Origin of the sequence: Psychrobacter piscatorii (genome assembly GCF_001444505.1) — a bacterium.
In the GTDB taxonomy this organism is placed as follows: Bacteria; Pseudomonadota; Gammaproteobacteria; order Pseudomonadales; family Moraxellaceae; genus Psychrobacter; species Psychrobacter piscatorii_B.
Genome location: NZ_LNDJ01000068.1, coordinates 1 through 24,769, shown reverse-complemented (window position 1 = coordinate 24,769; position 24,769 = coordinate 1). Strand labels below are relative to the sequence as shown.

Below are 24,769 nucleotides of genomic sequence, written 5' to 3'. Positions count from 1 at the left end.
CTGGCAAATTTTAGCAGGTGATTCTGACTAATATTTGCTCGTTGTCAGTAGTATCAAAGGTGATCGCGACGGGTAAAAACTGCTCAATGAGCCACGCTTGGGTTTTGCTATGCTCGCTAATAACCCGCGCGCTAAACGTACCGCCGCCTGCTAAGGCTAACGGTAATAGCAGTTGATCGGTTAGATATTCATCAATCAGCGCATCGGTGTCATATAGATAACGCTTTACTAAGCCTGACAAACGACCACCTATCTTTTCTGCTGAGCTGCGCTTTTCTCCTAGTAACGTAAATATTTCAGAGTGATATTCTTTATGATTTTGCATGTCACTAGTCCCATGAGTGACTTTTGCATAGCAGGTATTGCCTTCACCAATGCCGTATAATTTATTACCGCGCGTTGTAATAAGCGCCTCATCCATACCCGCTTTAATCAACGCGGCTTTGGCGCTGGCAAGCTCGCGTTTGCAAATATCGTATTCTAGATTGAGCACGCTTGCGACCAGCTCCGTGCTGACAAGCTTACCGCGTTCCGTGAGGTCTAATCGTGAAGCATTAGCACGGCGCACAAATGGCGCAATAGTTGCTTTAATCGCGCCGCCGCCGATAGGGGCAAAGCCCGTTTGCAAGCATTCAATATCCACCTGCATGCCGAGCTTGGCAAGTAGCGGCACAAAGGCGTGCTGCAAAAAGTCGGTGGTTGGCGCTAACGGATTGTGCGTGCCGCCTATGATGGTAACGGTGGACTTGTTGCTTGAGTCAGCATTGGCAAAGAGTAGGGCAGGCAGTAGCGTCTGTAGCACCAGACTGGTACTGCCTGCCGAGCCGATATCAAAGGCATAATCGCCCGCCTGTACAGTACTTGGCGTAAAAGTAAATGCCATACTGCCCAAATGCGCGCCCGATACGCTAGCGTTTGATATCTGTTGTGACGCTTGTACACACATCAAATGCTGACGCATCAGTCCGGGTTTGGCGCGTCCAGCACGAATATTGGTGATTTCAATTGGCGTACCAGTGAGCATCGATAATGACAGTGCCGTACGAATGATTTGTCCACCGCCTTCGCCTGTGCTGCCGTTAATTTTTAGGGTTTTATGTGTTGATGCTGGCATGATAAATGTCTTTATGATTTGTATGACTATTGATTGGTAGTGTTGTTAATAGACATAATAAAATGCTTCCCAATACTTTTCGGGTCGCATTTAAAATAAGATTGAAACCGACTGTCAGTGTCTGGTGCTAAGGTCTAAATGGTGCATTGTGCCAAGTGCCATGTGCGGGGCATAAGTGGTAAAAAATGCGCCTGCCCACAACGCGTAGCAGCCACGACAGTATATTTTCAACCCCCTGCTGTGGGTCGCGGGGTCTGACGCTCGCCCAGTCGGTTCCAAAAGGGTGGTCTGTCCATTATCAGACAGACAAAGCTAAAAAAGTTTAATAAGCTAGGCAAACGCCTAGTCCACAAGGTCAATCTGCCAGTTATTGGCTTGAATGACAATGTTAAGCTGACGCAGCTTCATGGCGATATCGTCCGCCTGCTTTTGCAATGCGCCGACCGAAACCATCACTTGCCATTTAATCTCACGTGGGCTATAGCGATCGACCTCGATTTCGGTCGCCGCTATCGATTCGGTCAACAGCTTGTGGCGCATCTCAAGGGTATCGCGCTCAACGAGCAGCGCCAGCATCGACTGATTGTTGTCCGTCATCGCCACCGCGTTGGTACGCTGGATACGGTTGATAAGCGCGGACAGCTCCGTAATCAGCTGGCTCGCGTCCATCAATAGCTGATTGGGGTCTTCGCTTGGCGTATCGCCATCTTGGACTTTGACATTATTGCGAATGCGTCCTTTGATTTGTGACAACTTCTTTTGCATGTCACTACGGATAAGTAGGGCTTCTGCGAGTTTCATTTTGGTTCCTTATTATTAGTCGTAGCGAAGAAATAATGGATGATGTCCTTTTTACATATGTATTTCTCATAAAAATTTATGACTGAACGGCTCTAATCTGATACACCTAAATGTATGAACACAGCACCATTTTTTCCTTTAAAAGCAAAGTCATGCCAATAAGCTTCATACCATTCGTCAGTTTCAATATTTACTGAGATGACTTCTACAACTCCTAAAGCATCTTCTAAATCATCACAGAAGTTATTAATAAAATGTTCTCTTGATTTAATATCAAACAAGGTAAACCCGCTGTTAATGTGTTGTAATTTATTATGAGAATTTAAAGGATCTATATCAATTTGAATATATTCAAATAGCCACTCTTGCAATTTTTTAGAAAATTCATCACGCCAGTTTTCTATAGGTTTTGAATGAACAGTAGCGTTTGGATACAAGTGTTTTAAATGGTCTGTAGCCAATTTTTTGAGGTCATCATTACCTGATAAAATTTCAATAGTAAAATCATACCCGTAATTCGTTTTACTATTAACCCATTGAAACGCTTCTAATATACCGTTCAATTTACCAATTTTGTAATCATAGTTATTCATATCTTTATCCTTTAACACAAACTACTTGCCGCAAGGTATGTACCACTTCCACCAAGTCATTTTGGGCGCTCATCACATCATCGATATTTTTATAAGCTGCTGGAATCTCATCAATGACTTCTGCGTCTTTTCGGCATTCTACGCCTTTGGTTTGGGCGATTTGGTCATCAATAGTAAAGACTTTCTTCGCCTCAGTGCGTGACATCACACGACCTGCGCCATGCGAGCAAGAGCAAAACGACTCTTCATTGCCTTTACCTTTGACGATAAAGGATTTTGCGCCCATCGACCCTGGAATGATACCGTATTCACCAACACGCGCACGCACCGCGCCTTTACGCGTGACAAAGACTTCCTCGCCATAGTGCTCTTCTTTTGCCACATAGTTGTGGTGACAGTTGACCGCTTTTACCGCAGTATCGAACGGTTTTGGCACGATGGTGCGTAGCGCTTTGATGGCTTTTTCCATCATGATTTCGCGGTTTTTAAAGGCAAAGCGCTGCGCCCAGCCAACGGCAAACCAATAGTCGTCAAAATGTTCAGTCCCCTCAGCAAAGTACGCCAAGTCTTTATCAGGCAGGTTAATAAACCATTTGCGCATGTCCTCACGCGCCAGCTCGATAAAGTAGCGCCCGATGGCATTGCCCACGCCGCGTGAGCCTGAATGCAGCATAATCCACACTTGATTGGTCTCATCAAGGCACACCTCGACAAAGTGATTGCCTGTTCCCAGTGTTCCCAAGTGGGTTAGATTGTTGGTGTTTTTTAGTTTGGGATGCTTTTGGGTCAGATAGTTAAAATCATCGACCAGTGCACCCCAGCCATTCATGACGGTGTCATCAGGGTTTGCCCACGCGCCCACATCACGGCGCGAGCCGCGACCGCGTGTCTTGCTGCGTCCATGCGGAATGGCTTTTTCCAGCTCCGTGCGCAGTCCGTGAAGGTTGTCGGGCAAATCATCTGCGGTCAGCGTAGTTTGCACCGCCATCATCCCGCAGCCGATATCCACGCCGACCGCCGCAGGGATAATCGCCTCTTTGGTCGGCAGTACGGTGCCGATGGTCGCGCCGATACCGACATGCACATCAGGCATCACTGCGAGCCACTTATAAATAAAGGGCATCTTTGAGGCTTTAATCAGCTGGTCATGGGCTTTTGGGTCGACAGGCACACCTTTTGTCCATAGGCGGATAGGGGTACCACCGTCTTGAATAATGTTGTGTGTGGCTAGTTGCATGGTGTACTCCTTCATTTTTTATAAAAGTGTTCTGTATGTACTTTATATAGTGCGAAGGGTGTGCCAAGTTTGTCTGTAAAGTTGATGTAAATACTTAAGATATTGATATTCATATAAAAATAAATTAAAAAGAATAGATGCTGAAAAGTTCGGCTATCTAAATGAAAAAAATAAACTATAAAATATTCTACAAAAGTAGTTATTATTATAAATTTAACTATTATCAGTTGTTTGGAGTAAAATAAACTTTACTATAATCAGTAGGTAATATTTGCGGTAGGTAGATTGTTCGCTTTAAAAAGGATAAGAATATGCAACGAGTGGGTGGGCAAGGTAGAAAGGCAACGTGGCAGCGGGTGATATCGGTTAGCGCATTGATGCTAATGGGGATGAGCGTCAATATCAGTGCGTCTGCCACGCCTACTTTGGCGTCATTGCGCAATCATTATGAGACGACCATTAATATCGAGCCTACGATTAAAACACCATTGCCAAAACCGCCGCCACAACTCTTTGACAGCGTGCGCTATGAAAGTGAAGGTGTGTCACTGGCTGCCTTTGTCACGCCTGATCCGCAAGATCAAAAAAAGCATCCTGCTATCGTTTGGATAGCGGGCGGTGAGTCCAACACGCTGGCGGACTTTTGGCGCAAAGGCTCAAGGCAAAATGACCAAACCGCCAGCCCATATCGCGATGTGGGCGTAATCATGATGTTTCCCACCTTGCGCGGCGGCAATGACAATGCGGGCAATATCGAAGTGAATTATGGTGAGGTCGATGATGTCATGGCAGCGGCAAAATATTTGGCGACCCTGCCGTATGTCGATAGCAGCCGCATCTATTTGGGCGGGCACAGTACGGGCGGCACACTCGCGCTACTGGTCAGTGAAGTGGCGAGCAGCACCCATCCTGAGTTGTTTAAAGAAGTGATTAGCTTTGGCGCTACGCAAGAGACGATGTTTTTGCAAGACGTTAACTTTACTGGCGATGAACAACGCGAAATGGATTTGCGTGCGCCTGCAAACTGGACGAATGATATTCGCATGCCGACGTGGATTATTGAGGGCAAGCGTGACGGTAACTATCGCGACCTAAAGCCGATGTGTGATAACAACAAAAACCCAATACTGCACTGTGCGTTTATCGCGCGGCATGATCATTTTAGTGTGCTGTATCCATTGAATCGTCACCTTGCGCAGCAAATTATGGCGGATGAGCCGCTGTCTATTGACAGCACCAAGTCGTGGGCAATCAAAAAGTAAAATCAAAACCAATAAGCCAAGCGCATCATTATGAGTAAAAACAATATGATTAAACGTCATAAAACCGCCGTTATCGGCTTTCTCGGTACGACCTTGGACAATGGCTTTAATGACAAGCGTTGGCAGCGCTGGCGGCCGACCGTCAGTTTGGGCTTGCAAGATGACCTACTGGTCGATGAGCTGCATATCCTCTATAGCAAGCGCGACAAGCGACTCTTTAACGTCATCGTTGATGATGTGACAAAGGTCAGCGCCGATACCAAAGTCATTGGGCATCGGGTGACGCTGGCGAGTCCGTGGGATTTTGCCGATGTCTATGCTGAGCTGTATGACTTTGTCACAGGCTTCGCCTTTCGTGAGGACACCGACTATCTGCTGCATCTGACCACGGGCACGCATGTCGCGCAGATTTGCTGGTTTTTGCTGGTTGAGGCAGGGTTTTTGCCTGCCGATTTTATTCAGACCTCGCCGTGTCCTAAGCCTGACCAATACGACCCACAAGGGCGCTACCAAATCATTGACTTGGACGTGTCGCGCTATGACAGTTTGCGCGCGCGTTTTGAGGCAGAAAAAGCCCAGCATTGGCAAACTCTCCAAGCCAATCTCGTCACTCAAAATGCCGCGTATCAACAGCTGATTGCTGATATTGAAAAGGTCGCTACGCGCTCGACCGCCCCGATTTTATTGATGGGCGCGACAGGGGCGGGCAAGTCGCAACTGGCGACGCAAATCTACGCGCTCAAGAAAAACAAAGCCAACAACAAACAGGCGCTCGGCGCGTTCGTCGAAGTCAACTGCGCCACCTTGCGCGGTGATACCGCCATGAGTGTGCTGTTCGGTCATGTCAAAGGCGCGTTTACGGGCGCGGCATCGAGCCGTGAGGGTCTGCTCAAATCGGCGGACGGCGGCTTGCTGTTTTTGGATGAAATCGGCGAGCTGGGACTGGACGAGCAGGCGATGCTCTTGACAGCGCTTGAGGCGCAGCGCTTTTATCCGCTTGGTAGCGATACGCCCATTGATGTGTCATTTCAATTGATGGCGGGGACGAATAAGGATTTGCGCCAAGCGGTCGTGGATGGCGAATTTCGTGCCGACTTGTTTGCGCGCCTGAACACGTGGACGTTTTTTTTACCGTCGCTAAAAGACCGTATCGAGGACTTGCCCGCCAATATTGATTACGAGCTGGCGCGTCTGGGCAGCGAGCAGCAGTACCAGTACCGCTTTGAACCTGAGGCGCGGGCGTACTTTGAAGCCTTTGCCACAAGTTCTGAGGCGACATGGCAGGGCAACTTTCGTGATTTAAGCGCCAGCATGACGCGCTTAACGACATTGTGCGAAGGCAAAGTGATTCGTATGCCCGATATTAAAGCAGAAATCACCCGCCTTAAGCATCTCTGGGCATTGCCCAGTAGCGCGCAGCATCAAGCGGATAAGGCGGATGCGCCCAGCCTAACCGAGCAGCAAGCGCACGCGGACACGGTGCTGAGTCGTCATCTATCAAGCGACGACAAAGACGCGCTCGACCCCTTTGACGCAGTGCAGCTGGCGTATGTGATTGAGGTCTGCTATCAGCACAGCAGCCAAGCGGCGGCAGGGCGCTATCTGTATGCCAACTCCAGAAATCAGCTAAAAAGCAATAACGACAGTGACCGACTGCGTAAGTATTTGCTAAAGTTTGGGCTAAGGTTTGATGAGCTAAGTTAACATTGTGTATGCTGATTAAATAATAGACTTTTAAAAAGGAAATTTGATGAACAATTCAGGATTTGTCGCAGGCACGCTCGTACATACGGATAAAGGGTTAGTACCGATTCATGATATTAAAGTTGGCGACCTCATTTTATCAAAGCCTGTGCTCTCTAAGCCTGAAGATGGTAGCGGTGACATAGAGTATAAGCCTGTGGTCAAGACCTTTGTGAATGAAGACAAAGAGATGTGGATCGTGCGTTTAGGGAAAAATAATACTTCGCCTTATAGATTAAAACCAGGTGATGAAAACTTTGATATTCAAAACTATCTGCTTGTCGATGAAAAAATTCAAGCAGCTAGTCCCATTAGTAGTTTTCTAGCGACGCCCAATCACCCTGTTTGGGTAGTCGGTGCTATGGAGAATCCACAGGAAGATATTGAGTTCTATGATCAGCCTCACTTTAAACGTGTGGATGAACTACAGCAGTATGAAATTGTTGTGAATGCCGATGGGGTGATGTATACCGTTGAGCGTGTACAACCTACCTATCAAGTCGCTAATGATAATCTAGAATTCAATCCAAATTATTACTGGTATCAAAATCACTATCATGAAGACTACTACGATGATTATGTACAAGATGCCGAAGCGCATATGCTCGACTACATTGAAGTAGAATATAAGGGTATGGGATATGTTGATGACATTAGCTTTTATCAGGAGAAAGGCTATTTGGGCCAACATATTGAAGATAATGGAGGCACCATGCGGATGTTCAATCAATTGCCCAACGCGCAAGGTGAACACATTTTATATCAGGCAACCGTCTATAACTTTGAGGTGGCAGACAACCATACCTACTTCATTGGTCGCGCAGGACTATGGGTACATGATGCGAGTTGAAATAACCAACCTCATCAATGACAAAAAAGGAAAATTAATGAATAACACAGGCTTCGTCGCAGGAACGCTCGTTCATACGGATAAAGGACTAGTACCGATTCAGGACATCAAAGTCGGTGATATGGTGCTATCTAAGCCCGAAGGTGGGGTCGGTGATATCGAGTATAAGCCCGTACTCAGTACCTTTAAATCACCCAATAAGAAAAGAGTCTTTAAAGTTGAATACTTTAACGAAACGGTAGCCAAGCAAGGTGAAAAGGGTAGCAATTATATCTTATGTACCAGTAACCACCCATTTTGGGTAACTCGCCAGCCTGAAGATACGGAAGGTGAATGGCTATCGGCGGAGCGTTTACCAGCTGGATATCTAACCTCTGCTCATGGCGATACGATTGCGCTTGATGATTATTCGTTTATCCCTGTACGCACCTTACCGAACTTCCCCGAAGGTACAGCGTATACTCAAAGTATTGAGGAACATGACTTATGGGAGACAGATGGTCTGGTTCAGTTTGTGAAATTTACGGATAATGGCTATCAATTTGTCAGTTTAGCCAATACAGAAGAAGCGTTCAAAGAAGAAATCAAAACCGTCAATCTGCAAACTTCTGATGCCAAGTTGCTTATCAATGAAAAGGCACCCTTTATTATAGACTCTGATCTTTATAAAACATTGAATGTCCGCTTAGTTCAAGATATGACTCCGTCCGCTCATTCTTTAGAGCGTTATATTGAGTTTGTAAACGCTCCGTTAATGTATGAAGGTAGGATAGTAAGAGAAAATAAGATTACCAATAAAAAGTCTCATGAAATAGCGCTATATACTATTGATAAATATGGTGATGCAACAGGATTATCAGAAGATAGTATTCACGAGCAGATGCGACGCTATAACGATGTCTGCCCCAATCCTTATGAAGACCATGTCTATAACATAGAAGTGGCGGACCATCATACATATTTTGTCGGGCATGATGCGGTGTGGGTAAACGCTACAAACACGTAGGCATCATCCATGCTAACCTAACCCAAAACCACAATAACAATAATAATAGGAAAACGCATGCCCACCGACACCCGCCCGATTCTCGTCTTTGATGTCAATGAAACCTTGCTCGATATCAGCACCCTTACGCCTTTATTTAGCCGCCTTTTTAATGATGGCAGCATACTGCGCGAATGGTTCGCCCAGCTGGTGCTGTACTCGCAGACCTTGACCTTATCAGGACTGTATACGCCGTTTGGTGAGATTGGGGTTGGCGCGCTGCGGATGGTTGCTGATATTCATGGCGTTGAGATTGCCGATGCCAATATTGACGAGCTAAAGACGCGCATGGGCAAGATGCCAGCGTATGCCGATGTCGTGCCCGCGCTGACGCTGCTTAAGGAGGCAGGCTTTCGACTGGTGACCTTGACCAATTCAGAATCCAGCGAGTCACCGACACCGCTAGAAAAAGCGGGGCTGAGCGACTTTTTTGAGCGCTCATTTCATATTGAGGCGGTGCGTCAGTTTAAACCCGCACCCGCGACTTACAATCTGGTCGCCGAGGCACTGTCCGTGTCCACATCCGAGCTGTGTTTGGTCGCGTGCCATCTGTGGGACACAATAGGCGCGCAAGCGGCAGGCTGTCAGGGCGCGTTTTTATTGCGTCCGCACAATGCGTTATTGCTTGCCAACCACGTACCAACGCCCGATTATATGGCGGATGACTTACGCACACTGGCGCAGCAAATCATTACGCAAAACACCGACTCATAACGCCCAAAAAGAAACACCAAACAAGCCATCCAAATGTGTGGCTTTTTTTATACTTTGGACACGCCCTAACAATAATACGCTTCTTTTTTCTCTAAGCACGCTTGCAAATAAGCAACCAATAATTTGAGCTTTTGGTCAGGCTGGCGCGCTTTAGGATACACCGCGTACATGCCCATGCGCTTACGGGTAAAGGGCTGCAAAATCTGCGTGAGGCGCTGCTCTTGTAACGCGTTATAGACCAAGGCTTGCGGCAAAAAAGCAATGCCCAAATCACTAAGCGCGGCGTGCTTGATGGCGCTTAAATGATTGCTATAAAAGCGCCCATATACAGGCAACAGCAGCTCCGCGCCGTCTTCAAATAATGGCCACAAGTCGCTGCTGGTATTGTCAAATTTATAAATCAGGCAATCATGATTTTGCAGTTGGAAGGGGGTTTGCGGCGTACCATATTTGTTGAGGTAATTTTGGGTGGCGCAAATCACCCATTGACTGTCTATCAGGCGTTTGACAATCAAGGAGGAGTCTTCAAGCTCCGCCGTTCGGATGGCCAAATCAAAGCCATCTTCGACCAAATCAATCAAACGGTTGGTGATGTATAGCTCTACGGTTATCTCAGGATATTTTTTACAAAATTCAGCGATAGCCGTGCTGAGTAGTAAGTCAGAAGAGACCACAGGGGCGGTGACGCGGATATAGCCTTTCATGTTTTCGCCATAGCCGATGACAGCATTTTCCGCTTCTTGAAAGGCAAGCTGAGCCAATTTGGCTTTGTGATACAGCGTTCGGCCGGCATCTGTCAAGCTGAGTTTTCGGGTGGTTCGGTAGAGCAATTGTGCATTTAAGTTGGCTTCTAGGCGCGCGATACGTTTGCTCACTACAGAATTGGTCAGCGCCAGTTTGTCAGCAACTTTGGAAAAAGAGCCTTCATCGACCACCAAAACAAACAAAACCATGTCATCAGCTTTAATCATACCGATTCTCTAATCAGGTAATATATTTCGCATTATAGCAAAAAAGGAAAATAACCTTGTCTGATCATGCTGTTTATCTTTGCACTTGTAAAGCGTAGAGTGTGTGAATTCTACTCTAAGCACAATGAGGCTGTTAATCTGAGCGATTGAGTGGCTGTATGTAAAGACTGTGTTTAAGGGCGGCGTTTAAGAGTGGTGTTCAAGGATGCACAGACAATAACAGGGAGAGGGAATTTTGAATCAGACTGTCTATGGGCTACTTGCCCTATTGCCAATCATACTCAGTGGCGTATTTCTTATTGGTCTACAATGGTCGGCCAAAAAAACCATGCCGATCATTTTGGCGGTGACTGCCGCGCTCGCACTTTTTATTTGGGACATGACGTTTAACCGCGTGTCGTCCTCTATTCTTCAGGGGACTGTGATTACGATATCGGTATTGTGGATCGTATTTGGTGCCCTGTTCTTATTAAATACTCTAAAACACACGGGCGCTATTGCAGTGATTCGCGCAGGTTTTATCAACGTATCGCCTGACCGCCGAGTGCAAGCCATCATCATTGCATGGTGTTTTGGAACGTTTCTTGAAGGTGCGGCAGGCTTTGGCACACCGGCTGCAATTGCGGCACCGCTACTGGTCGCGATAGGGTTCCCTGCATTGGGTGCGGTGCTTATGGGGATGATGATCCAAAGCACGCCCGTATCGTTCGGGGCGGTCGGTACGCCGATTGTCATTGGGGTGAATAAGGGTCTAGATACCGTGGCCATCAGTGCGCTGCTGGCGCAAGAAGGCATGCAATGGGAAGAGTTTTTACAACTGATTACCACCCAAGTGGCGATCATTCACGGTGTGATTGGGACGTTTATGCCGCTGCTGATGGTGATGATGCTCACTCGCTTTTTTGGTAAAAATAAAAGCTGGAAAGAAGGCTTAGCCATTTGGCCCTTTGCCATCTTTGCAGGGTTGGCCTTCACTGTACCTTACGCTTTAACGGGTATTTTCTTGGGTCCTGAATTTCCATCGTTGATTGGTGGACTGGTCAGTGTGGCGATTGTCATTCAGGCGGCTAAAAAAGGATTTTTGGTACCAAAGACCACGTGGGACTTTGAAGCCAAAAGCAGCTGGCCAAGCGATTGGATGGGTAAACTGGTGGTCAGCAAAGAAGATGTGGCCACCCCAGCAGGCAAGACTATGTCTACGCTGATGGCATGGTTTCCTTACTTGCTAGTGGCGCTGCTACTAGTGTGTTCGAGAATGTTTGCTGACTTTAAGGACTTGCTCAGCAGCGCCACGCTAGACTTTAATACGATTTTGGGCGAGGCCGATATCAGTGCAGGTTTTAGTCCTTTATATTTGCCCGGCGGCCTGTTGTTAATCAGCGCCTTAATCGCGGCTTTTGTACAAACTAAAAATCCAACGCGTGCGCTGGGTGATGCTTTGAGCGAATCAAGCAAAACCGTCTTAAGCGCTGGGTTTGTGCTTATTTTTACCATCCCTATGGTTCGGATTTTTATCAACTCTGGGGTCAATCTATCCGATGTCGCGAGTATGCCAGTTGCCAGTGCTGAGTTGTTTGCAGGCACGTTTGGCAGCGCCTTTCCGCTGATCAGCTCAACCATCGGTGCCCTAGGTGCGTTTATCGCAGGCTCGAATACCGTGTCAAACATGATGTTCAGCCAGTTCCAGTATGAAGCGGCCATGAGCTTGCACATCTCGCCCTCACTCATCATCGCAGCACAAGCGGTTGGCGCCGCGGCGGGTAACATGATTGCCATTCACAATGTGGTGGCCGCATCAGCAACCGTTGGGCTGCTTGGGATGGAGGGCGCGACGCTGAGACGCACCATCTTACCAACCATCTATTATGTGTTGTTCAGTGGCATCATCGTTATGGCAGCCATTTATCTCTTTGGCTTTCAAGGACCGCTAACCTTATGAATGCACAGCAAAAAAAAGAGCAAGTAATGAACCGTTATCGATCGACCGCCTCCTATACAAGCCAGCTACCATCAGATCAGGTGTTGGTTAAATTGACCAAAATACTGGGTGCTGCCAATATACAGGCAGATCCAGCAAAAAATGAGCACTACCGCATGGGCTGGCGCTCAGGCGGCGGTAGCGCGCTGGCAGTGTTGTTTCCGCAAACGCTGCTGGAGATTTGGCAATGTCTGGAAGTGTGTGTTGAGGGCAACTGTATTATCATTATGCAAGCGGCCAAAACAGGTCTGACAGAAGGCTCAACGCCCAGCGGTGATGACTACGATAGACCCGTGGTGGTCATCAATACGCTGGCGATAAATAAGCTGTATTTGATCAATGATAATGAGCAAATTATCAGCCTACCGGGTACGACTTTGCATCAACTGCAAAACGAGTTAAAAGCGGTCAATCGAGCGCCGCACTCGGTGATTGGCTCATCGACTTTGGGCGCGTCAATCGTCGGTGGTGTCTCCAATAATTCAGGCGGCGCGCTGGTCAAACGAGGCCCTGCTTACACAGAGCTGTCGCTGTTTGCTCAGATTAATGAACACGGTCAGCTGGTACTGGTGAATCATTTAGAGGTCGATTTGGGCGATACGCCCGAAGAAATCCTCACCAATTTACAAAACGGCTATTTTGACAAGTCACAGTTATCCCAAAGCAACAAACTGGCCTCAGACAAAGAGTATGTCGCCCGAATACAGGATATCAATGCCGACACGCCGAGCCGCTTTAATGCGGATAAGCGCAGGCTGTATGAAGCCAGTGGCTGTGCAGGCAAGTTGGCCGTTTTTGCCGTTCGCCTGGATACGTATCCCACCGCGACCAAAGAGCAAACCTTTTATGTCGGTAGCAATAGTGTGCAGGAGTTGGCACTACTGAGACGACAAATACTATCGAGCTTTAAAAACGTCCCTGAAGTGGGCGAATATATGCACCGCGATATATTTGATGTGTCTGCCAAGTACGGCAAAGATACCTTTTTGAGCATCAAGCATTTGGGTACCAATGCTTTACCTAAGCTGTTTTCTATCAAAGGCAGTATTGATGCCAAACTGAGTAAATGGTCATGGGTGCCCAATCATTTGACCGATAAAGTCATGCAAATGATCGCCCAAGTATTGCCGCAGCATTTGCCCAAGCGCATGCTTGAGTACCGCAACCAGTATGAGCATCACCTGATTATCAAAATGAGCGATGAGGGCATCTATGAGGCGCAATCTTTTTTAGAGTCGTTTTTTGCAGATTCAGAAACGGGCAGTTATTTTACCTGCACGCAAGCTGAGTCAGACAGCGCCTTTTTGCATCGCTTTGCTGCCGCAGGGGCCGCCATACGTTATGAAGTCATGCATGAAGAGACCGCCGGAGAGATACTGGCGTTCGATATTGCTATCCCGCGTAACACGCTTGATTGGCTGGAAAATTTGCCTGAGAGCATCACTCAGCACTTAGAAAAAAAGCTGTATTACGGTCACTTTTTTTGTTATGTGTTTCATCAAGATTATATTTTAAAAAAGGGCAGTGATGCCAAGCAGATCAAAAAGATGATGCTTGAGCTATTAAACAAGCGCGGTGCCAAATACCCTGCTGAGCATAATGTCGGCCACTTATATGAAGCCGAACCTGATTTGCAGCAATTTTATGAGCGCCTAGATCCTACCAATACTTTTAACCCTGGTATCGGTCAAATGCCAAAAACCAAACGCAACTGCGCGTGCTGTTTATAGCCATTTATAATGGTGATGAAGCTTGAAGTGACAGTCGCTTACTTTTACGCATCACCACCGCCAATCCGCTCCGCCAATGCCTGCAATTTTGGCACTATGATTGCCGCATAGTCGTCCGCCTCCCAATTAGCACTTGGCACACTGGCATTGAGCGAATAAGCATATTGCCCCGTGGCGACATCGTATACCCCAACTGCGACCGCCAAGATATCAGTAGAGAACTCCCCATCAGAGACGGTATAGCCGTACTGCTCATAGTGCTCTGCCGCGCAGGCTAGGGCGCTTTTTGCATGAGTAAACGCTTCATTAGACAAACTTTCTTTTAAATTGTTAATAATGACCGCCTGCCTTGCCCGTGAGCTTGCTGCATAAAACGCTCGCCCAATGGCAGTACGTGCCACCGGTACCGCTGAGCCGACTTGCAGGTTGACCGATAGGCGAGCGGGGCTACGGCAGCAGGCGTGATAGCGCATCTCTCCTTCAACTTCGGTCGCTAGATTTACCGATACCTCATTTTCGCTAGCGAACTGCCGTAATAGTGGCTCAGCATAGGCCACCATGTCATGACGACTCCATGCGGTCGCACTGAGACGTACTGCACTACTGCCCAGTTGATACTGTCCGTGCTCATTAGTACGCAAAAACCCAAGCGTGGTCAAGGTATGAATCAGGCGACTAATGGTCGCTTTTGGCAATTTGGTCATCTGACATAGTTGCTGATGGGTAAGGCGCTCATGGTGTTCAAAGGCAGCCAGTATAACCAATCCACGACCTAGTGCCGTCACAAACTGTCGGTCATTCTCTTTCTTATTTTGACTCATTGTTGCATGCATGCGTTCGAGTAGCGGAGTAGCTGTTGATAAGGGTTTCGTCATTTTATACTCATCTTTTTTTGATAAAGGTTTACAGCGCAGCGAAAGTTTGTTTAAATAGTTTTATAATATGAAACAAAGTTTCGCACAGCGGAATAACAAAGTCAATAACTTGTTAAACCAAATGATGTATCAACCACTATTCGTCAGTCAGGATGACTGATATCAAGGAGAGACACATGGCAACATCTACTAGCCCACGCTTTGATTGGGAAGATCCTTTCTTATTACGCGACCAGCTCACTGAAGAAGAGCGTATGGTCACTGACAGTGCCCGTCAATTTTTTCAAAAGGAATTGATGCCCGGCATTATCGAGGCCAACCGTAATGAGCATTTTGATCGTAATATCATGCGTCAAATGGGTGAGATGGGTCTGCTTGGCGTGACCATTGAAGGTTACGGTTGTGCGGGTTTGTCCAGTGTCGCTTACGGTCTGATTGCCAAGGAAGTGGAGGCGGTTGATTCGGGCTACCGTTCAGCGATGAGTGTGCAGTCAAGCCTAGTGATGCATCCGATCTGGGCGTATGGTACTGAAGAGCAAAGAGAAAAGTATCTGCCAAAACTTGCTACAGGTGAGTACGTCGGCTGCTTTGGTCTGACTGAGCCTGATTCAGGTTCTGATCCTGCCTCAATGTCAACGCGTGCGCGCGCCGTTGATGGTGGTTATGAGCTGACGGGTAATAAAATGTGGATTACCAACAGTCCTATCGCGGATGTGTTTGTGGTCTGGGCAAAAGATGATGCAGGCGAGATTCGTGGTTTTGTCTTAGAAAAAGGCATGAAAGGCCTATCTGCGCCGAAAATCGAAGGCAAGTTCTCACTACGCGCCTCGGTCACCGGTGAAATCGTCATGGACAAAGTGTTCGTTCCTGAAGCCAATGCTTTCCCAGATATCCGCGGTCTAAAAGGGCCGTTTGGCTGCTTAAATAAAGCGCGTTATGGTATCGCTTGGGGCAGTATGGGCGCGGCAGAGTTTTGCTGGAAAGCGGCGCGTCAATACACGCTCGATCGTAAGCAGTTTGGTCGTCCGCTTGCAGCCACCCAACTGGTGCAATTAAAGCTTGCCAATATGCAAACAGAAATCAGTCTAGGTCTACAAGCCGCGCTACGTGTCGGTCGTTTGATGGATGAAGACAACGCTGCACCTGAGATGATCTCCATGATTAAGCGTAACAACTGCGGTAAAGCGCTCGATATCGCTCGTATTGCCCGCGATATGCATGGTGGTAATGGCATCTCTGATGAGTTCCATATCATCCGTCACGTGATGAACTTGGAAGCCGTCAATACTTACGAGGGCACGCATGATATTCATGCGCTTATCTTGGGCCGTGCACAGACAGGCATTCAGGCGTTCTTTTAAATATTTTTAGCTAAGAATATTTAACAAAGTTGTACTTCATGACGTACGTTACTGCTTGGCTTTTTATCAAAAAGAGTATCGACAGTGGCGTACGTTTTTCAGTTGTTACTCACCATTTATTTAACAGTGTGTCATTAAACAACGCAAAAAACTAAATGATGAATAGCAATTTTCTAATCAGAAAATCGAAGAATACGCCACAGAGTAAGGGAATTTCATGGCAGATATAACTGATATGACGGATATACCAAAAGGTGCATTGCAGGGTATTAAGGTGCTCGATTTATCAAGAGTGTTGGCAGGTCCCTCTTGTACGCAAGTGCTCGCTGATCTGGGTGCAGACGTCATCAAAGTTGAGCGTCCACATATCGGTGATGAGACGCGCCACTGGGCACCGCCAACATTCAGCGATGACACCTCCGCTTATTACGCTACCATCAACCGCAACAAAAAATCGCTCACGGTAGACATCACCACGCCAGCAGGGCAGACCATAATCAAACAGCTCATCGCCGACAGTGATATTTTGGTAGAGAATTTCAAAGTCGGTGGTCTCAAAAAATACGGTTTAGATTACGACAGCCTAAAACAAGACAATCCGCGCCTGATTTATGCGTCTTTGACAGGGTTTGGGCAGACAGGACCAGATGCCAAGCGTCCCGGTTACGATTATATTATTCAAGGGTTGTCAGGTTTGATGAGTATTACAGGCCCTAGCGATGGTGAACCACACAAAGTTGGCGTCGCAGTGATTGATTTATTTGCAGGTTTGCAGCTGACGATTGGTATCCAAGCGGCGCTATTGGCGCGTCAACATACTGGCGTTGGTCAACACGTGGATGTCGCATTGCTCGACAGTGCGCTGTCTATGCTGGCCAATGTCGGCATGAATCATTTGGCTTCAGATAAGATTCCACCAAGACTGGGCAATCAGCATCCCAACATTGTGCCTTATCAAGTATTTGCGGCTAAAGGGGAGGCGCACTTTATTTTAGCTTGCGGCAATGACCATCAGTTTGCCAAACTGTGTGAGGTATTGTCAGTTGATTGGCATCTTGATACGCGTTTTGCGACCAATCCTAATCGCGTTGCCAATCGTGGGCTGCTTTGTGCTGAGCTGACTAAAATATTTGCCAAACAGCCACGTGCTTACTGGCTTGCAGCTTTGGATCAGGTGGGCGTACCTTGCGGTGCGATTCATAACGTCGCCGAAGCTTTGGCGATGCCACAAGTCTCAGCTCGCGAGATGATTGTAGATTTTGCGACTCAAGGCAGCCCCGTTCGCGCCCTTGGCAATCCCATCAAATTATCGGCATCACCTGTCAGCTATCGCACACCGCCACCGCGTTTGAGCGAGCATACCGATAGTACGCTTGCTGATTTAGGCTACGACAGCGAGATAATCGCCAAGCTAAAAGCCGACGGTATCGTATAGAGTAGTATTTATAAATGGCCATCTGCAAGATCAAGTAAGTGGCCCACCAGTTAGAAAAGTAAACCGTTTAAAGGATGCTATACAAAAGCTAATCTCAAACAAGGAATGTTGAGCATGAAAATATATAGCCATGAAAACCTAAGTCTGTATAGACCGTTGCCGTATTTTACTTACGGCAAGATGCATGAGCCTTTAGAGATACCAGAGCGTATGGTGGAATTGTTAAAAGCACCAGCAGCATTGGGTTTAGAGGTTACCGCTGCCACCGATATCGGTATCGCGCCCATATTAGCCGTTCATGATAATGAATCCTGCAACTACGTCACATAAGCAATCAATTATGAGTCAGCCATAAAGCCCAAATGCTGCTCAATTTGTTCAGCCAATTCAATCAATACCGCACTGACCTCAGCCCGTTTAGACTCATACTCTCCTTGCAGAAAACTCACTGCCATGCCAGCGACCGCCGTGCCGGATGCATTACGAATATAAGTACCTAGGCAGTACATCCCATCACGCAACTGCCCATTATCGAGCGACACTCGACTTTCCTGAATCGCCGCAAGCTCAGTGGATAAATCCGCAAAGTTTTTGACGCCATGTTGGGTCATGGGTGTGGGGAACTTCTCTTTATACAGTGACTTTATGCTATCCATCGACAATGTGGATAGCATGGCTTTGCCTGTCGCCGAAAATACCGCAGGCACGCGCACGCCTGCACGAAAGGTAAAACCAAGCGGGGCAAGTGATTCATGACACGCCAAAAACACCACTTCTCCCAAATCCAGTTTTGACAACGTCACCGTGTGTTGCAGTAGCACCGGATACTGCACGATCAAATCTTTAAACAATCGTACAACGCCTTGCTGCTGCTCGTACTTTCCCGCCCAATACATTAGATATGAGCCCAAATAAAAGCGGCTTTCAGGATCTTTATAAATGACGTGCTTGGTCAGCAAACTTTGCAAAATATTGTGCGTAGAGCTGCGAGGAAGCCCCAATTCTTTGGCAATATGAGCGGCTGTTAGCGGCTGGGCGCTATCGGTAATCAAGTCCAAAATCTGAAAGGTTTTGTCTAGCGCAGGTACGGCAGTCGAGCTCATAAATAACCTATAAAGTGAAATAAAATAAGGGAGTACAAGATAATTGTCAAAATAATGCGATTAAGGGTTGCAAATCGCGACATATCGTTCTTATAATGATGTCTCGTATATAGAATACATGTTCAGTATATTGAACAAAAAAACAATTATCAATCATTATCTCATGATTACTATTATATCCACTCTTATAAACATACCTATATGACAAGGAGCGTCAACATGTCAAATACGCTACAGTTATCCAATCCATACCTACTCAAACAATCTTGCTTCGTTAAAGACGGCTGGCATGTCTCCAGTGACAATGAAACCCTCGATGTGGACAATCCTTTTAACGGTGAGCTCATTGGTACTGTACCAAGCCTTACGACAGAAGATGTCAATGACGCCGTTGCCTATGCTCATGATGCGCAAGTTGCTTGGGCGGCCAAGACAGCTAAAGAGCGTGCAGAGCTGTTGCAAAAGTGGGCGGATCTCATTGATGCCAATAAAGAAGATCTTGCGATCATCATGACCGCTGAGCAAGGCAAGCCGCTCACTGAGTCACGCGGCGAAATCGGTTATGCCAATAGCTTTATTCGCTGGTTCGCCGAAGAAGGCAAGCGCGTTTATGGCGATGTCATTCCTGCCAATAGTGCGCAATTACGTCACGTCGTGCTCAAGCAGCCTGTCGGTGTTTGTGCCGCTATTACCCCTTGGAACTTTCCAGCGGCGATGATCACGCGCAAAGTCGCTCCAGCGATGGCAGCAGGCTGTACGATTATCGTCAAACCAGCCACCGAAACGCCATTCTCAGCATTGGCGTTGGGCGCTTTGGCAGAGCAAGCGGGCATTCCTGCAGGCGTGCTCCAGATTGTAACGGGCAAATCATCAACCATTGGTGAAATCCTAACGGATGATGCACGTATTCATAAGCTGTCGTTCACCGGCTCGACAGAAGTCGGTCGTACGCTAATGGCGCAATGCGCGCCGACTATTAAAAAGCTATCACTCGAGCTAGGTGGCAACGCGCCATTTATCGTTTTTGATGATGCAGATTTAGAGAAAGCTGCTGCAGGCCTTATCGCTTCCAAATATCGCAATGCGGGTCAGACCTGTGTGTGCGCCAACCGTGTCTACGTTCAAGACAGCATCAAAGATAAGTTCCTAGACGTCTTTGTCAAAAAAGTCGCTGAACTAAAAGTGGGTAACGGCTTAGAAGAAGGCGTGGATATTGGCCCGCTTATCAACAAAAAAGCGTTAGATAAAGTACAAGCCCTGCTAAAAGACGCCTTAGATAAAGGTGCCAAATTGGTCACGGGCGGTAGTGTCAATGACGCCTCAGAGCTGACTTATAACCCAACCGTTATTACCGATATCAGCAGTGATATGGATATCGCCTCTGAAGAAATCTTTGGACCAATTGCGACCATATTTACCTTCAAAGACGAAGCAGAAGTGATTCGTGCTGCCAACGATACCATTTATGGCTTGGCCGCTTACTTCTATAGTAGCGACTATGCACGCTCATGGCGCGTAACTGAAGGGTTAGAGTACGGCATGATCGGCCATAACACGGGTTTGATTTCTACAGAAGTTGCCCCATTTGGCGGCGTGAAACAGTCTGGCTTTGGTCGTGAAGGTTCAAAATATGGTATCGAAGACTATATTACGACTAAATACTGGTGTTCTGACATCAGCTAATAAATAACTCGGCTAGCATTTAGCAGAACATTCGTTTAACAAAAAACTTAACGAAACATTTTAGATATCGAACGGTGTTTTATCTCAGACAAGCACCGTTTGATATCACTAAGTCTCAAATGAACCGCCAATCACTAGATGGCATTTATGTTACGAACACAGAAAAGGACATTCCCATGACTACCAATCAGTCATTACTTGAGCGCCGCAAAGCTGTTTTACCAACAGGACTTGGGGTTGCCTTTCCTATCTTTGCAGAAAAAGCAAAGAACTCAGAGATTTGGGACATTGAAGGCAAGCGTTATATCGACTTTGTCGGTGGTATCTCAGTATTGAACACCGGTCACAGCCATCCAAAAATCACTCAGCGTGTGCATGAGCAGCTCGACAAATTTACGCACACTGCGGCGCAAATGATCAACTATGAGTGCTATGTGGATTTGGCAGAAAAGCTGTGTGAAAAAGCACCGATCAGCGGCGATAAAAAAGCGTTCTTTTTGACCACTGGCGCAGAAGCGGTAGAAAACTGCATCAAGATTGCACGTGCTAAAACCCGTCGTCCAGGTGTGATCTCTTTTGTTGGTGGCTGGCATGGTCGCACCATGATGTGTATGAGCCTAACAGGCAAAGTACTCCCATACAAAAAGAACTTCGGCCCAATGCCAGGACCTGTGTTCCATGCATTGTTCCCTGCAGAAGAGCTGAATGTGACCGAAGCACAAGCGCTACACAGCCTTGATATGATCTTCCAAGCAGATATCGATCCGAGTGAAGTGGCGGCGATGATTGTTGAGCCAGTCCAAGGCGAGGGTGGTTTCCATCAGGTAACGCCATCATTTGCCAAAGCACTACGCGAGATCTGTGATGAGCATGGCATCGTGCTTATTTTTGACGAAGTACAGTGTGGTTTTGCGCGTACAGGGACATTGTTCGCCACTGAACAGTTAGGTGTTGAGCCTGATTTGATGACTGCTGCAAAGAGCTTGGCGGGTGGTTATCCTATCTCTGCGGTCATCGGCCGTGCTGATATCATGGATGCGCCGCAAGTCGGCGGCTTAGGTGGCACTTACTCTGGTAACCCGCTCGCCTGTGTGGCTGCGCTTGCTGTCATGGAAGTGATCGAAGAAGAAAACTTACTGGAGCGTAGTGTCGAGATTGGCGATACCATTGCTTCATTTTTGAAAGGCTTAAACCTAAGCAGCATCGGTCATATCCGTCATAAAGGCGCGATGCTAGCGTTTGAGCTAATCGATAGCGAAGGCAAACCTGATGCAGCAGCAGCAGCCAACTTAAAAGCAAAAGCATTTGAGCAAGGCTTGCTACTAGCGTCTTGTGGTATGTATGGCAATGCCATTCGTGTGATGGTGCCATTAACAGTTGAAGACGACGTGCTACAAGAAGGTCTTGATATCATTAAAGGTATCCTTGCAGCTTAATAGTTATCGAGTGTCATAAAATTTAGCGATGGATCGCTTCTAATCAAACATTGATTTTGATTGAAAAGTTATAGTGAAGATAACGGCAAGGTTGCCCTTATGACACTCACATGGAGTGTGATTTTAAACGGCGCCTTGCAAGTCAAAGCGCCGTTTTTGCTATGTGAATATCAAACAACGAGCAATCGGCTTTCTTTGGCGGAAACGATATATAGTAAATATGATGAGTGATATCTCATTAAACAGAAATAGTGTAACCATAAAAGGTTCACACGGATGACACACAGACAAGGAGTAGGTTATGTCTGAATTAAAGAAAACGTTAGGTGTGTTCGATATCATTGCGCTGGCATTCGGTGCGATGGTTGGTTGGGGTTGGGTCGTACTAGCGGGTGGTTGGATTATCTCGGCAGGCATCTGGGGCGCAATCAGTGCATTCTTAATTGGCGGTCTTGTGGTGGTTTTGATTGGTGTGACCTATGCTGAATTGGCGGCATCCATGCCTATCACAGGAGGCGAGCACACGTATACACACCGTGCACTGGGGGTAAATATATCCTTTATCTGCTCATGGAGTATTTTATTTGGTTATTTTTCCGTCGTTGCCTTTGAGGCGGTGGCACTGCCAACCGTTGTCGAATATGTTATTCCCAATTATAGTCAAGGCTATCTTTGGAATATCGCAGGCTGGGATGTTTATGCCACGTGGGTAGCTGTCGGTATGCTTGGCTCCATCATTGTCACCTGGCTCAATATACGCGGTATGGAAGTCAGTGCCTGGTTCCAAAAGTTGGCCGTTGTCGGTATTTTCTGCGTCGGTATCTTACTATTCGTTGGTGCGTTATTATTCAATCCTGAAACCTCCAACTCAGTACAAGCACCAAACTTTATCGGTGGTATGGGCGGCATCATGACCGTGATGGTAATGGTACCGTTTTTATTCGTGGGCTTCGATGTGATTCCACAAGCCGCAGAAGAAATCAACCTAACGCGTCCAAATATCGGCAAATTTTTGATTGTCTCTATTATTATCGCTGTGCTTTGGTACGTGGCTGTCGCTTGGAGTGTGGGCAAAACCTTGCCACTATTACAAGCGCAAGATTCGACATTGGCAACCGCTGATGCGATGACCAACGCATGGAATGGCAAATGGGCAGGTACGCTGCTGGTTATCGGCGGTGTACTGGGTATTTTATCAAGCTGGAACGCGTTTCTTATTGGTGGCAGTCGCTTATTGTACGCCATGGGTAAAACGCACATGTTGCCACAGTTCTTGTGCAAGCTACATCCTAAATACAACACCCCAGTCAATGCGATCTTGTTGATCGGTGGCCTTGCAACACTAGCGCCATTATTTGGTCGCAAAATGCTCGTGTGGATTGTTGATGCGGGCGGCTTTGGTATCGTTATCGCTTATACTTGTGTTGCATTGTCATTTTTAGTGCTACGCTACCGTGAGCCTGATATGGTACGTCCATTTAGAGTACCAGCAGGTAAGTTGGTTGGTATCATCACTATTATCTTAAGTCTTGGTATGTTGGCGCTTTATCTTCCAGGTATGCCATCAGCCCTAGTTCCTATCGAGTGGTGGATATTCCTTGGTTGGACGGTTCTTGGCGGCGCAATGTATGGCTATGCGTCAATGAAAAACCCTGGTAAGAGTAAAGAGATTATGGATCATGAGCTGCATGAGCTCAAAATCATTAATCAACAATGGTTAAAAGAAAATCCATATAAATAATAGTCTCATTTTAGTCAGTTAAATACCTTAAAAAGCCTAACGTCAAACGTTAGGCTTTTTTTTATGTTTTTATGCTGCTTGAAAATGAGTCAATATAGTTGATCCAATTTAAGAGTGGTACAAGGCAACCGAGTGCAGATGTATACGTCATACTTCAAGCGAGGTTAACGCTGTAACGCTTTTTTAGTGGGTTGACTATAGGCTTGGAGCGTCAGAATAGAGCTTGAAGTGACGTGCTGATCTTTTTTAAAGGGGTAATGGCAATCTAGTTCTCCCATATAGGAGCATTTGAGGTTTTAAGTAGAACGGTATATATTTTTACTGTCGTTGAACGATGAATGGTTAGATTTTATAAAAAGCCTGTTTTTAAACACTTAAAAGATATTTAGTGCTTCTATATTCTTTTGATCGAATAGTGATTCATGTGTTCTTTTGTAATTGACGAGAAAGTATTATATTCATTTATTGACATTTGCAAGTAAAAAAGTAAAATTACGTACTCTTGTTTGCTTTTTAATTTCGTGGACGATAGGGATATGATTAAAAGTGGAGATAAACTAATATGTACTTGCGGCAATGATTTTTTTATAGAAGGCTCGGTTTATACTGTAGGTAGTATCATAAGCGACAAATTTTTCCAAATAAATGTTGGTGCGAATGACGAGTATTGGTATGCAACAAAAGATAGCGAAGGGATATATGTTCGCTTTAATGAAGAAGACCATCTAGTAAATGATGCTTTTTTCGCTTTATTAAAACACCAGTGCTAGATTTTTAAGCAGTCTTTAAAACTTAAGTGTGCGTTTGAGATTCAGAGGAAGGTATGAAGCACTATTTATTATATGGTCATCAATAAATTGATTGGTTATTTGTTCGAGGCTTACAGATTAAGGTTATTCCGCAAGTTTCCTGAAGCAGTAAGTCTTCTGAACCAATAGCCATCTATAACATATCTATCATTTTCGGCAGTTACTTGGGCAGCCTTACTTTAGTGCCTTTATCAGCAGATTTAGGTATCAAGTGATTGGTTAAAGTGTTACTGCTGACCGATATCGTCGGTAAATTTAATAAAAAAGCCTAACGTCAAACGTTAGGCT

Annotated in this window: 21 protein-coding genes; 14 read left to right on the top strand and 7 right to left on the bottom strand. The window is 46.4% G+C overall.

The genetic code is table 11. The annotated features are described in order from the left end of the window. Positions 1-10 precede the first annotated feature (10 nt). The 4 genes from rtcA to AS194_RS07110 all read right to left on the bottom strand — a co-directional run bounded on the left by rtcA (position 11) and on the right by AS194_RS07110 (position 3,745). Complete coding sequence (gene rtcA / locus AS194_RS07125) at positions 11-1,114, bottom strand: RNA 3'-terminal phosphate cyclase (protein ID WP_058024819.1); 1,104 nt, start codon at positions 1,112-1,114, stop codon at positions 11-13. A 342-nt stretch (positions 1,115-1,456) separates the two neighbouring features. Further along, the gene (locus tag AS194_RS07120; protein WP_058024818.1) at positions 1,457-1,915 is read right to left on the bottom strand and encodes a DIP1984 family protein; all 459 of its coding nucleotides are present in this window, start codon (positions 1,913-1,915) and stop codon (positions 1,457-1,459) included. A gap of 92 nt (positions 1,916-2,007) precedes the next feature. After that, positions 2,008-2,508 carry a hypothetical protein gene (locus tag AS194_RS07115; RefSeq protein ID WP_058024817.1) on the bottom strand — a complete coding sequence of 167 codons (501 nt, stop codon included), beginning with the start codon at positions 2,506-2,508 and terminating at the stop codon, positions 2,008-2,010. 4 nt (positions 2,509-2,512) lie between these two features. Then, on the bottom strand, positions 2,513-3,745 hold the full coding sequence (locus AS194_RS07110; protein ID WP_200960341.1) for an RtcB family protein: 1,233 nt from the start codon (positions 3,743-3,745) through the stop codon (positions 2,513-2,515). A gap of 311 nt (positions 3,746-4,056) precedes the next feature. On the opposite strand from AS194_RS07110, the gene AS194_RS07105 reads away from it, so the two are divergent. The 5 genes from AS194_RS07105 to AS194_RS07085 are packed head-to-tail and all read left to right on the top strand — an operon-like array spanning position 4,057 to position 9,359. Then, positions 4,057-5,007 carry an alpha/beta hydrolase family protein gene (locus AS194_RS07105; protein ID WP_058024815.1) on the top strand — a complete coding sequence of 317 codons (951 nt, stop codon included), beginning with the start codon at positions 4,057-4,059 and terminating at the stop codon, positions 5,005-5,007. A gap of 45 nt (positions 5,008-5,052) precedes the next feature. Then, positions 5,053-6,711, top strand: coding sequence for an RNA repair transcriptional activator RtcR (gene rtcR, locus AS194_RS07100; RefSeq protein ID WP_058024826.1), 1,659 nt, complete (start codon positions 5,053-5,055; stop codon positions 6,709-6,711). Between the two features lie 46 nt (positions 6,712-6,757). Further along, entirely contained in the window at positions 6,758-7,600 is an 843-nt protein-coding gene (locus tag AS194_RS07095; RefSeq protein WP_058024814.1) for a hypothetical protein, read from the top strand. 37 nt (positions 7,601-7,637) lie between these two features. Next, positions 7,638-8,606 carry a Hint domain-containing protein gene (locus AS194_RS13825; protein ID WP_058024813.1) on the top strand — a complete coding sequence of 323 codons (969 nt, stop codon included), beginning with the start codon at positions 7,638-7,640 and terminating at the stop codon, positions 8,604-8,606. Between the two features lie 57 nt (positions 8,607-8,663). After that, positions 8,664-9,359, top strand: coding sequence for a haloacid dehalogenase type II (locus AS194_RS07085; RefSeq protein ID WP_058024812.1), 696 nt, complete (start codon positions 8,664-8,666; stop codon positions 9,357-9,359). 65 nt (positions 9,360-9,424) lie between these two features. On the opposite strand, the gene AS194_RS07080 is transcribed toward AS194_RS07085, so the two are convergent. Continuing rightward, complete coding sequence (locus AS194_RS07080) at positions 9,425-10,330, bottom strand: LysR family transcriptional regulator (protein ID WP_058024811.1); 906 nt, start codon at positions 10,328-10,330, stop codon at positions 9,425-9,427. Positions 10,331-10,565: 235 nt separating this feature from the next. On the opposite strand from AS194_RS07080, the gene AS194_RS07075 reads away from it, so the two are divergent. Both AS194_RS07075 and dld read left to right on the top strand, forming a co-directional pair. Next, the gene (locus AS194_RS07075) at positions 10,566-12,269 is read left to right on the top strand and encodes an L-lactate permease (RefSeq protein WP_058024810.1); all 1,704 of its coding nucleotides are present in this window, start codon (positions 10,566-10,568) and stop codon (positions 12,267-12,269) included. Between the two features lie 26 nt (positions 12,270-12,295). Beyond that, positions 12,296-14,038, top strand: a complete 1,743-nt coding sequence (dld, locus tag AS194_RS07070) for a D-lactate dehydrogenase (protein ID WP_058024825.1) — start codon at positions 12,296-12,298, stop codon at positions 14,036-14,038. Between the two features lie 44 nt (positions 14,039-14,082). Here dld and AS194_RS07065 read toward each other — a convergent pair whose 3' ends face one another. Further along, positions 14,083-14,913, bottom strand: a complete 831-nt coding sequence (locus AS194_RS07065; RefSeq protein ID WP_058024809.1) for an IclR family transcriptional regulator — start codon at positions 14,911-14,913, stop codon at positions 14,083-14,085. A 176-nt stretch (positions 14,914-15,089) separates the two neighbouring features. Here AS194_RS07065 and AS194_RS07060 point away from each other — a divergent pair, with 176 nt between their 5' ends. From AS194_RS07060 to AS194_RS07050, 3 genes are all read left to right on the top strand, one after another. Then, a complete protein-coding gene (locus tag AS194_RS07060) occupies positions 15,090-16,274 on the top strand; it encodes an acyl-CoA dehydrogenase (RefSeq protein WP_058024808.1) in 1,185 nt (394 codons plus the stop codon). Positions 16,275-16,491: 217 nt separating this feature from the next. Continuing rightward, positions 16,492-17,709 (top strand): CaiB/BaiF CoA transferase family protein, encoded by a 1,218-nt coding sequence (locus tag AS194_RS07055; RefSeq protein WP_058024807.1) that lies wholly within the window; start codon positions 16,492-16,494, stop codon positions 17,707-17,709. Positions 17,710-17,823: 114 nt separating this feature from the next. Continuing rightward, positions 17,824-18,039: a hypothetical protein gene (locus tag AS194_RS07050; RefSeq protein ID WP_058024806.1), complete on the top strand. Its 216-nt coding sequence runs from the start codon at positions 17,824-17,826 to the stop codon at positions 18,037-18,039. A gap of 8 nt (positions 18,040-18,047) precedes the next feature. Here AS194_RS07050 and AS194_RS07045 read toward each other — a convergent pair whose 3' ends face one another. After that, positions 18,048-18,812, bottom strand: a complete 765-nt coding sequence (locus AS194_RS07045) for an IclR family transcriptional regulator (RefSeq protein ID WP_058024805.1) — start codon at positions 18,810-18,812, stop codon at positions 18,048-18,050. Positions 18,813-19,031: 219 nt separating this feature from the next. On the opposite strand from AS194_RS07045, the gene AS194_RS07040 reads away from it, so the two are divergent. The 4 genes from AS194_RS07040 (at position 19,032) to AS194_RS07025 (ending at position 24,442) form a co-directional block, all read left to right on the top strand. Then, positions 19,032-20,495 (top strand): NAD-dependent succinate-semialdehyde dehydrogenase, encoded by a 1,464-nt coding sequence (locus AS194_RS07040; RefSeq protein ID WP_152978615.1) that lies wholly within the window; start codon positions 19,032-19,034, stop codon positions 20,493-20,495. 176 nt (positions 20,496-20,671) lie between these two features. Next, the gene (gene gabT / locus AS194_RS07035) at positions 20,672-21,931 is read left to right on the top strand and encodes a 4-aminobutyrate--2-oxoglutarate transaminase (RefSeq protein ID WP_058024803.1); all 1,260 of its coding nucleotides are present in this window, start codon (positions 20,672-20,674) and stop codon (positions 21,929-21,931) included. Between the two features lie 301 nt (positions 21,932-22,232). Next, positions 22,233-23,672, top strand: coding sequence for an APC family permease (locus tag AS194_RS07030; protein ID WP_058024802.1), 1,440 nt, complete (start codon positions 22,233-22,235; stop codon positions 23,670-23,672). 536 nt (positions 23,673-24,208) lie between these two features. Then, positions 24,209-24,442 (top strand): hypothetical protein, encoded by a 234-nt coding sequence (locus AS194_RS07025; RefSeq protein ID WP_058024801.1) that lies wholly within the window; start codon positions 24,209-24,211, stop codon positions 24,440-24,442. Positions 24,443-24,769: the final 327 nt, after the last annotated feature.

Coding starts and splice junctions, on each gene's coding strand:
- rtcA (WP_058024819.1), bottom strand. CDS start 1,114: ATGCCAGCATCAACACATAAAACCCTAAAAATTAACGGCAGCACAGGC.
- AS194_RS07120 (WP_058024818.1), bottom strand. CDS start 1,915: ATGAAACTCGCAGAAGCCCTACTTATCCGTAGTGACATGCAAAAGAAG.
- AS194_RS07115 (WP_058024817.1), bottom strand. CDS start 2,508: ATGAATAACTATGATTACAAAATTGGTAAATTGAACGGTATATTAGAA.
- AS194_RS07110 (WP_200960341.1), bottom strand. CDS start 3,745: ATGCAACTAGCCACACACAACATTATTCAAGACGGTGGTACCCCTATC.
- AS194_RS07105 (WP_058024815.1), top strand. CDS start 4,057: ATGCAACGAGTGGGTGGGCAAGGTAGAAAGGCAACGTGGCAGCGGGTG.
- rtcR (WP_058024826.1), top strand. CDS start 5,053: ATGATTAAACGTCATAAAACCGCCGTTATCGGCTTTCTCGGTACGACC.
- AS194_RS07095 (WP_058024814.1), top strand. CDS start 6,758: ATGAACAATTCAGGATTTGTCGCAGGCACGCTCGTACATACGGATAAA.
- AS194_RS13825 (WP_058024813.1), top strand. CDS start 7,638: ATGAATAACACAGGCTTCGTCGCAGGAACGCTCGTTCATACGGATAAA.
- AS194_RS07085 (WP_058024812.1), top strand. CDS start 8,664: ATGCCCACCGACACCCGCCCGATTCTCGTCTTTGATGTCAATGAAACC.
- AS194_RS07080 (WP_058024811.1), bottom strand. CDS start 10,330: ATGATTAAAGCTGATGACATGGTTTTGTTTGTTTTGGTGGTCGATGAA.
- dld (WP_058024825.1), top strand. CDS start 12,296: ATGAACCGTTATCGATCGACCGCCTCCTATACAAGCCAGCTACCATCA.
- AS194_RS07065 (WP_058024809.1), bottom strand. CDS start 14,913: ATGACGAAACCCTTATCAACAGCTACTCCGCTACTCGAACGCATGCAT.
- AS194_RS07060 (WP_058024808.1), top strand. CDS start 15,090: ATGGCAACATCTACTAGCCCACGCTTTGATTGGGAAGATCCTTTCTTA.
- AS194_RS07055 (WP_058024807.1), top strand. CDS start 16,492: ATGGCAGATATAACTGATATGACGGATATACCAAAAGGTGCATTGCAG.
- AS194_RS07050 (WP_058024806.1), top strand. CDS start 17,824: ATGAAAATATATAGCCATGAAAACCTAAGTCTGTATAGACCGTTGCCG.
- AS194_RS07045 (WP_058024805.1), bottom strand. CDS start 18,812: ATGAGCTCGACTGCCGTACCTGCGCTAGACAAAACCTTTCAGATTTTG.
- AS194_RS07040 (WP_152978615.1), top strand. CDS start 19,032: ATGTCAAATACGCTACAGTTATCCAATCCATACCTACTCAAACAATCT.
- gabT (WP_058024803.1), top strand. CDS start 20,672: ATGACTACCAATCAGTCATTACTTGAGCGCCGCAAAGCTGTTTTACCA.
- AS194_RS07030 (WP_058024802.1), top strand. CDS start 22,233: ATGTCTGAATTAAAGAAAACGTTAGGTGTGTTCGATATCATTGCGCTG.
- AS194_RS07025 (WP_058024801.1), top strand. CDS start 24,209: ATGATTAAAAGTGGAGATAAACTAATATGTACTTGCGGCAATGATTTT.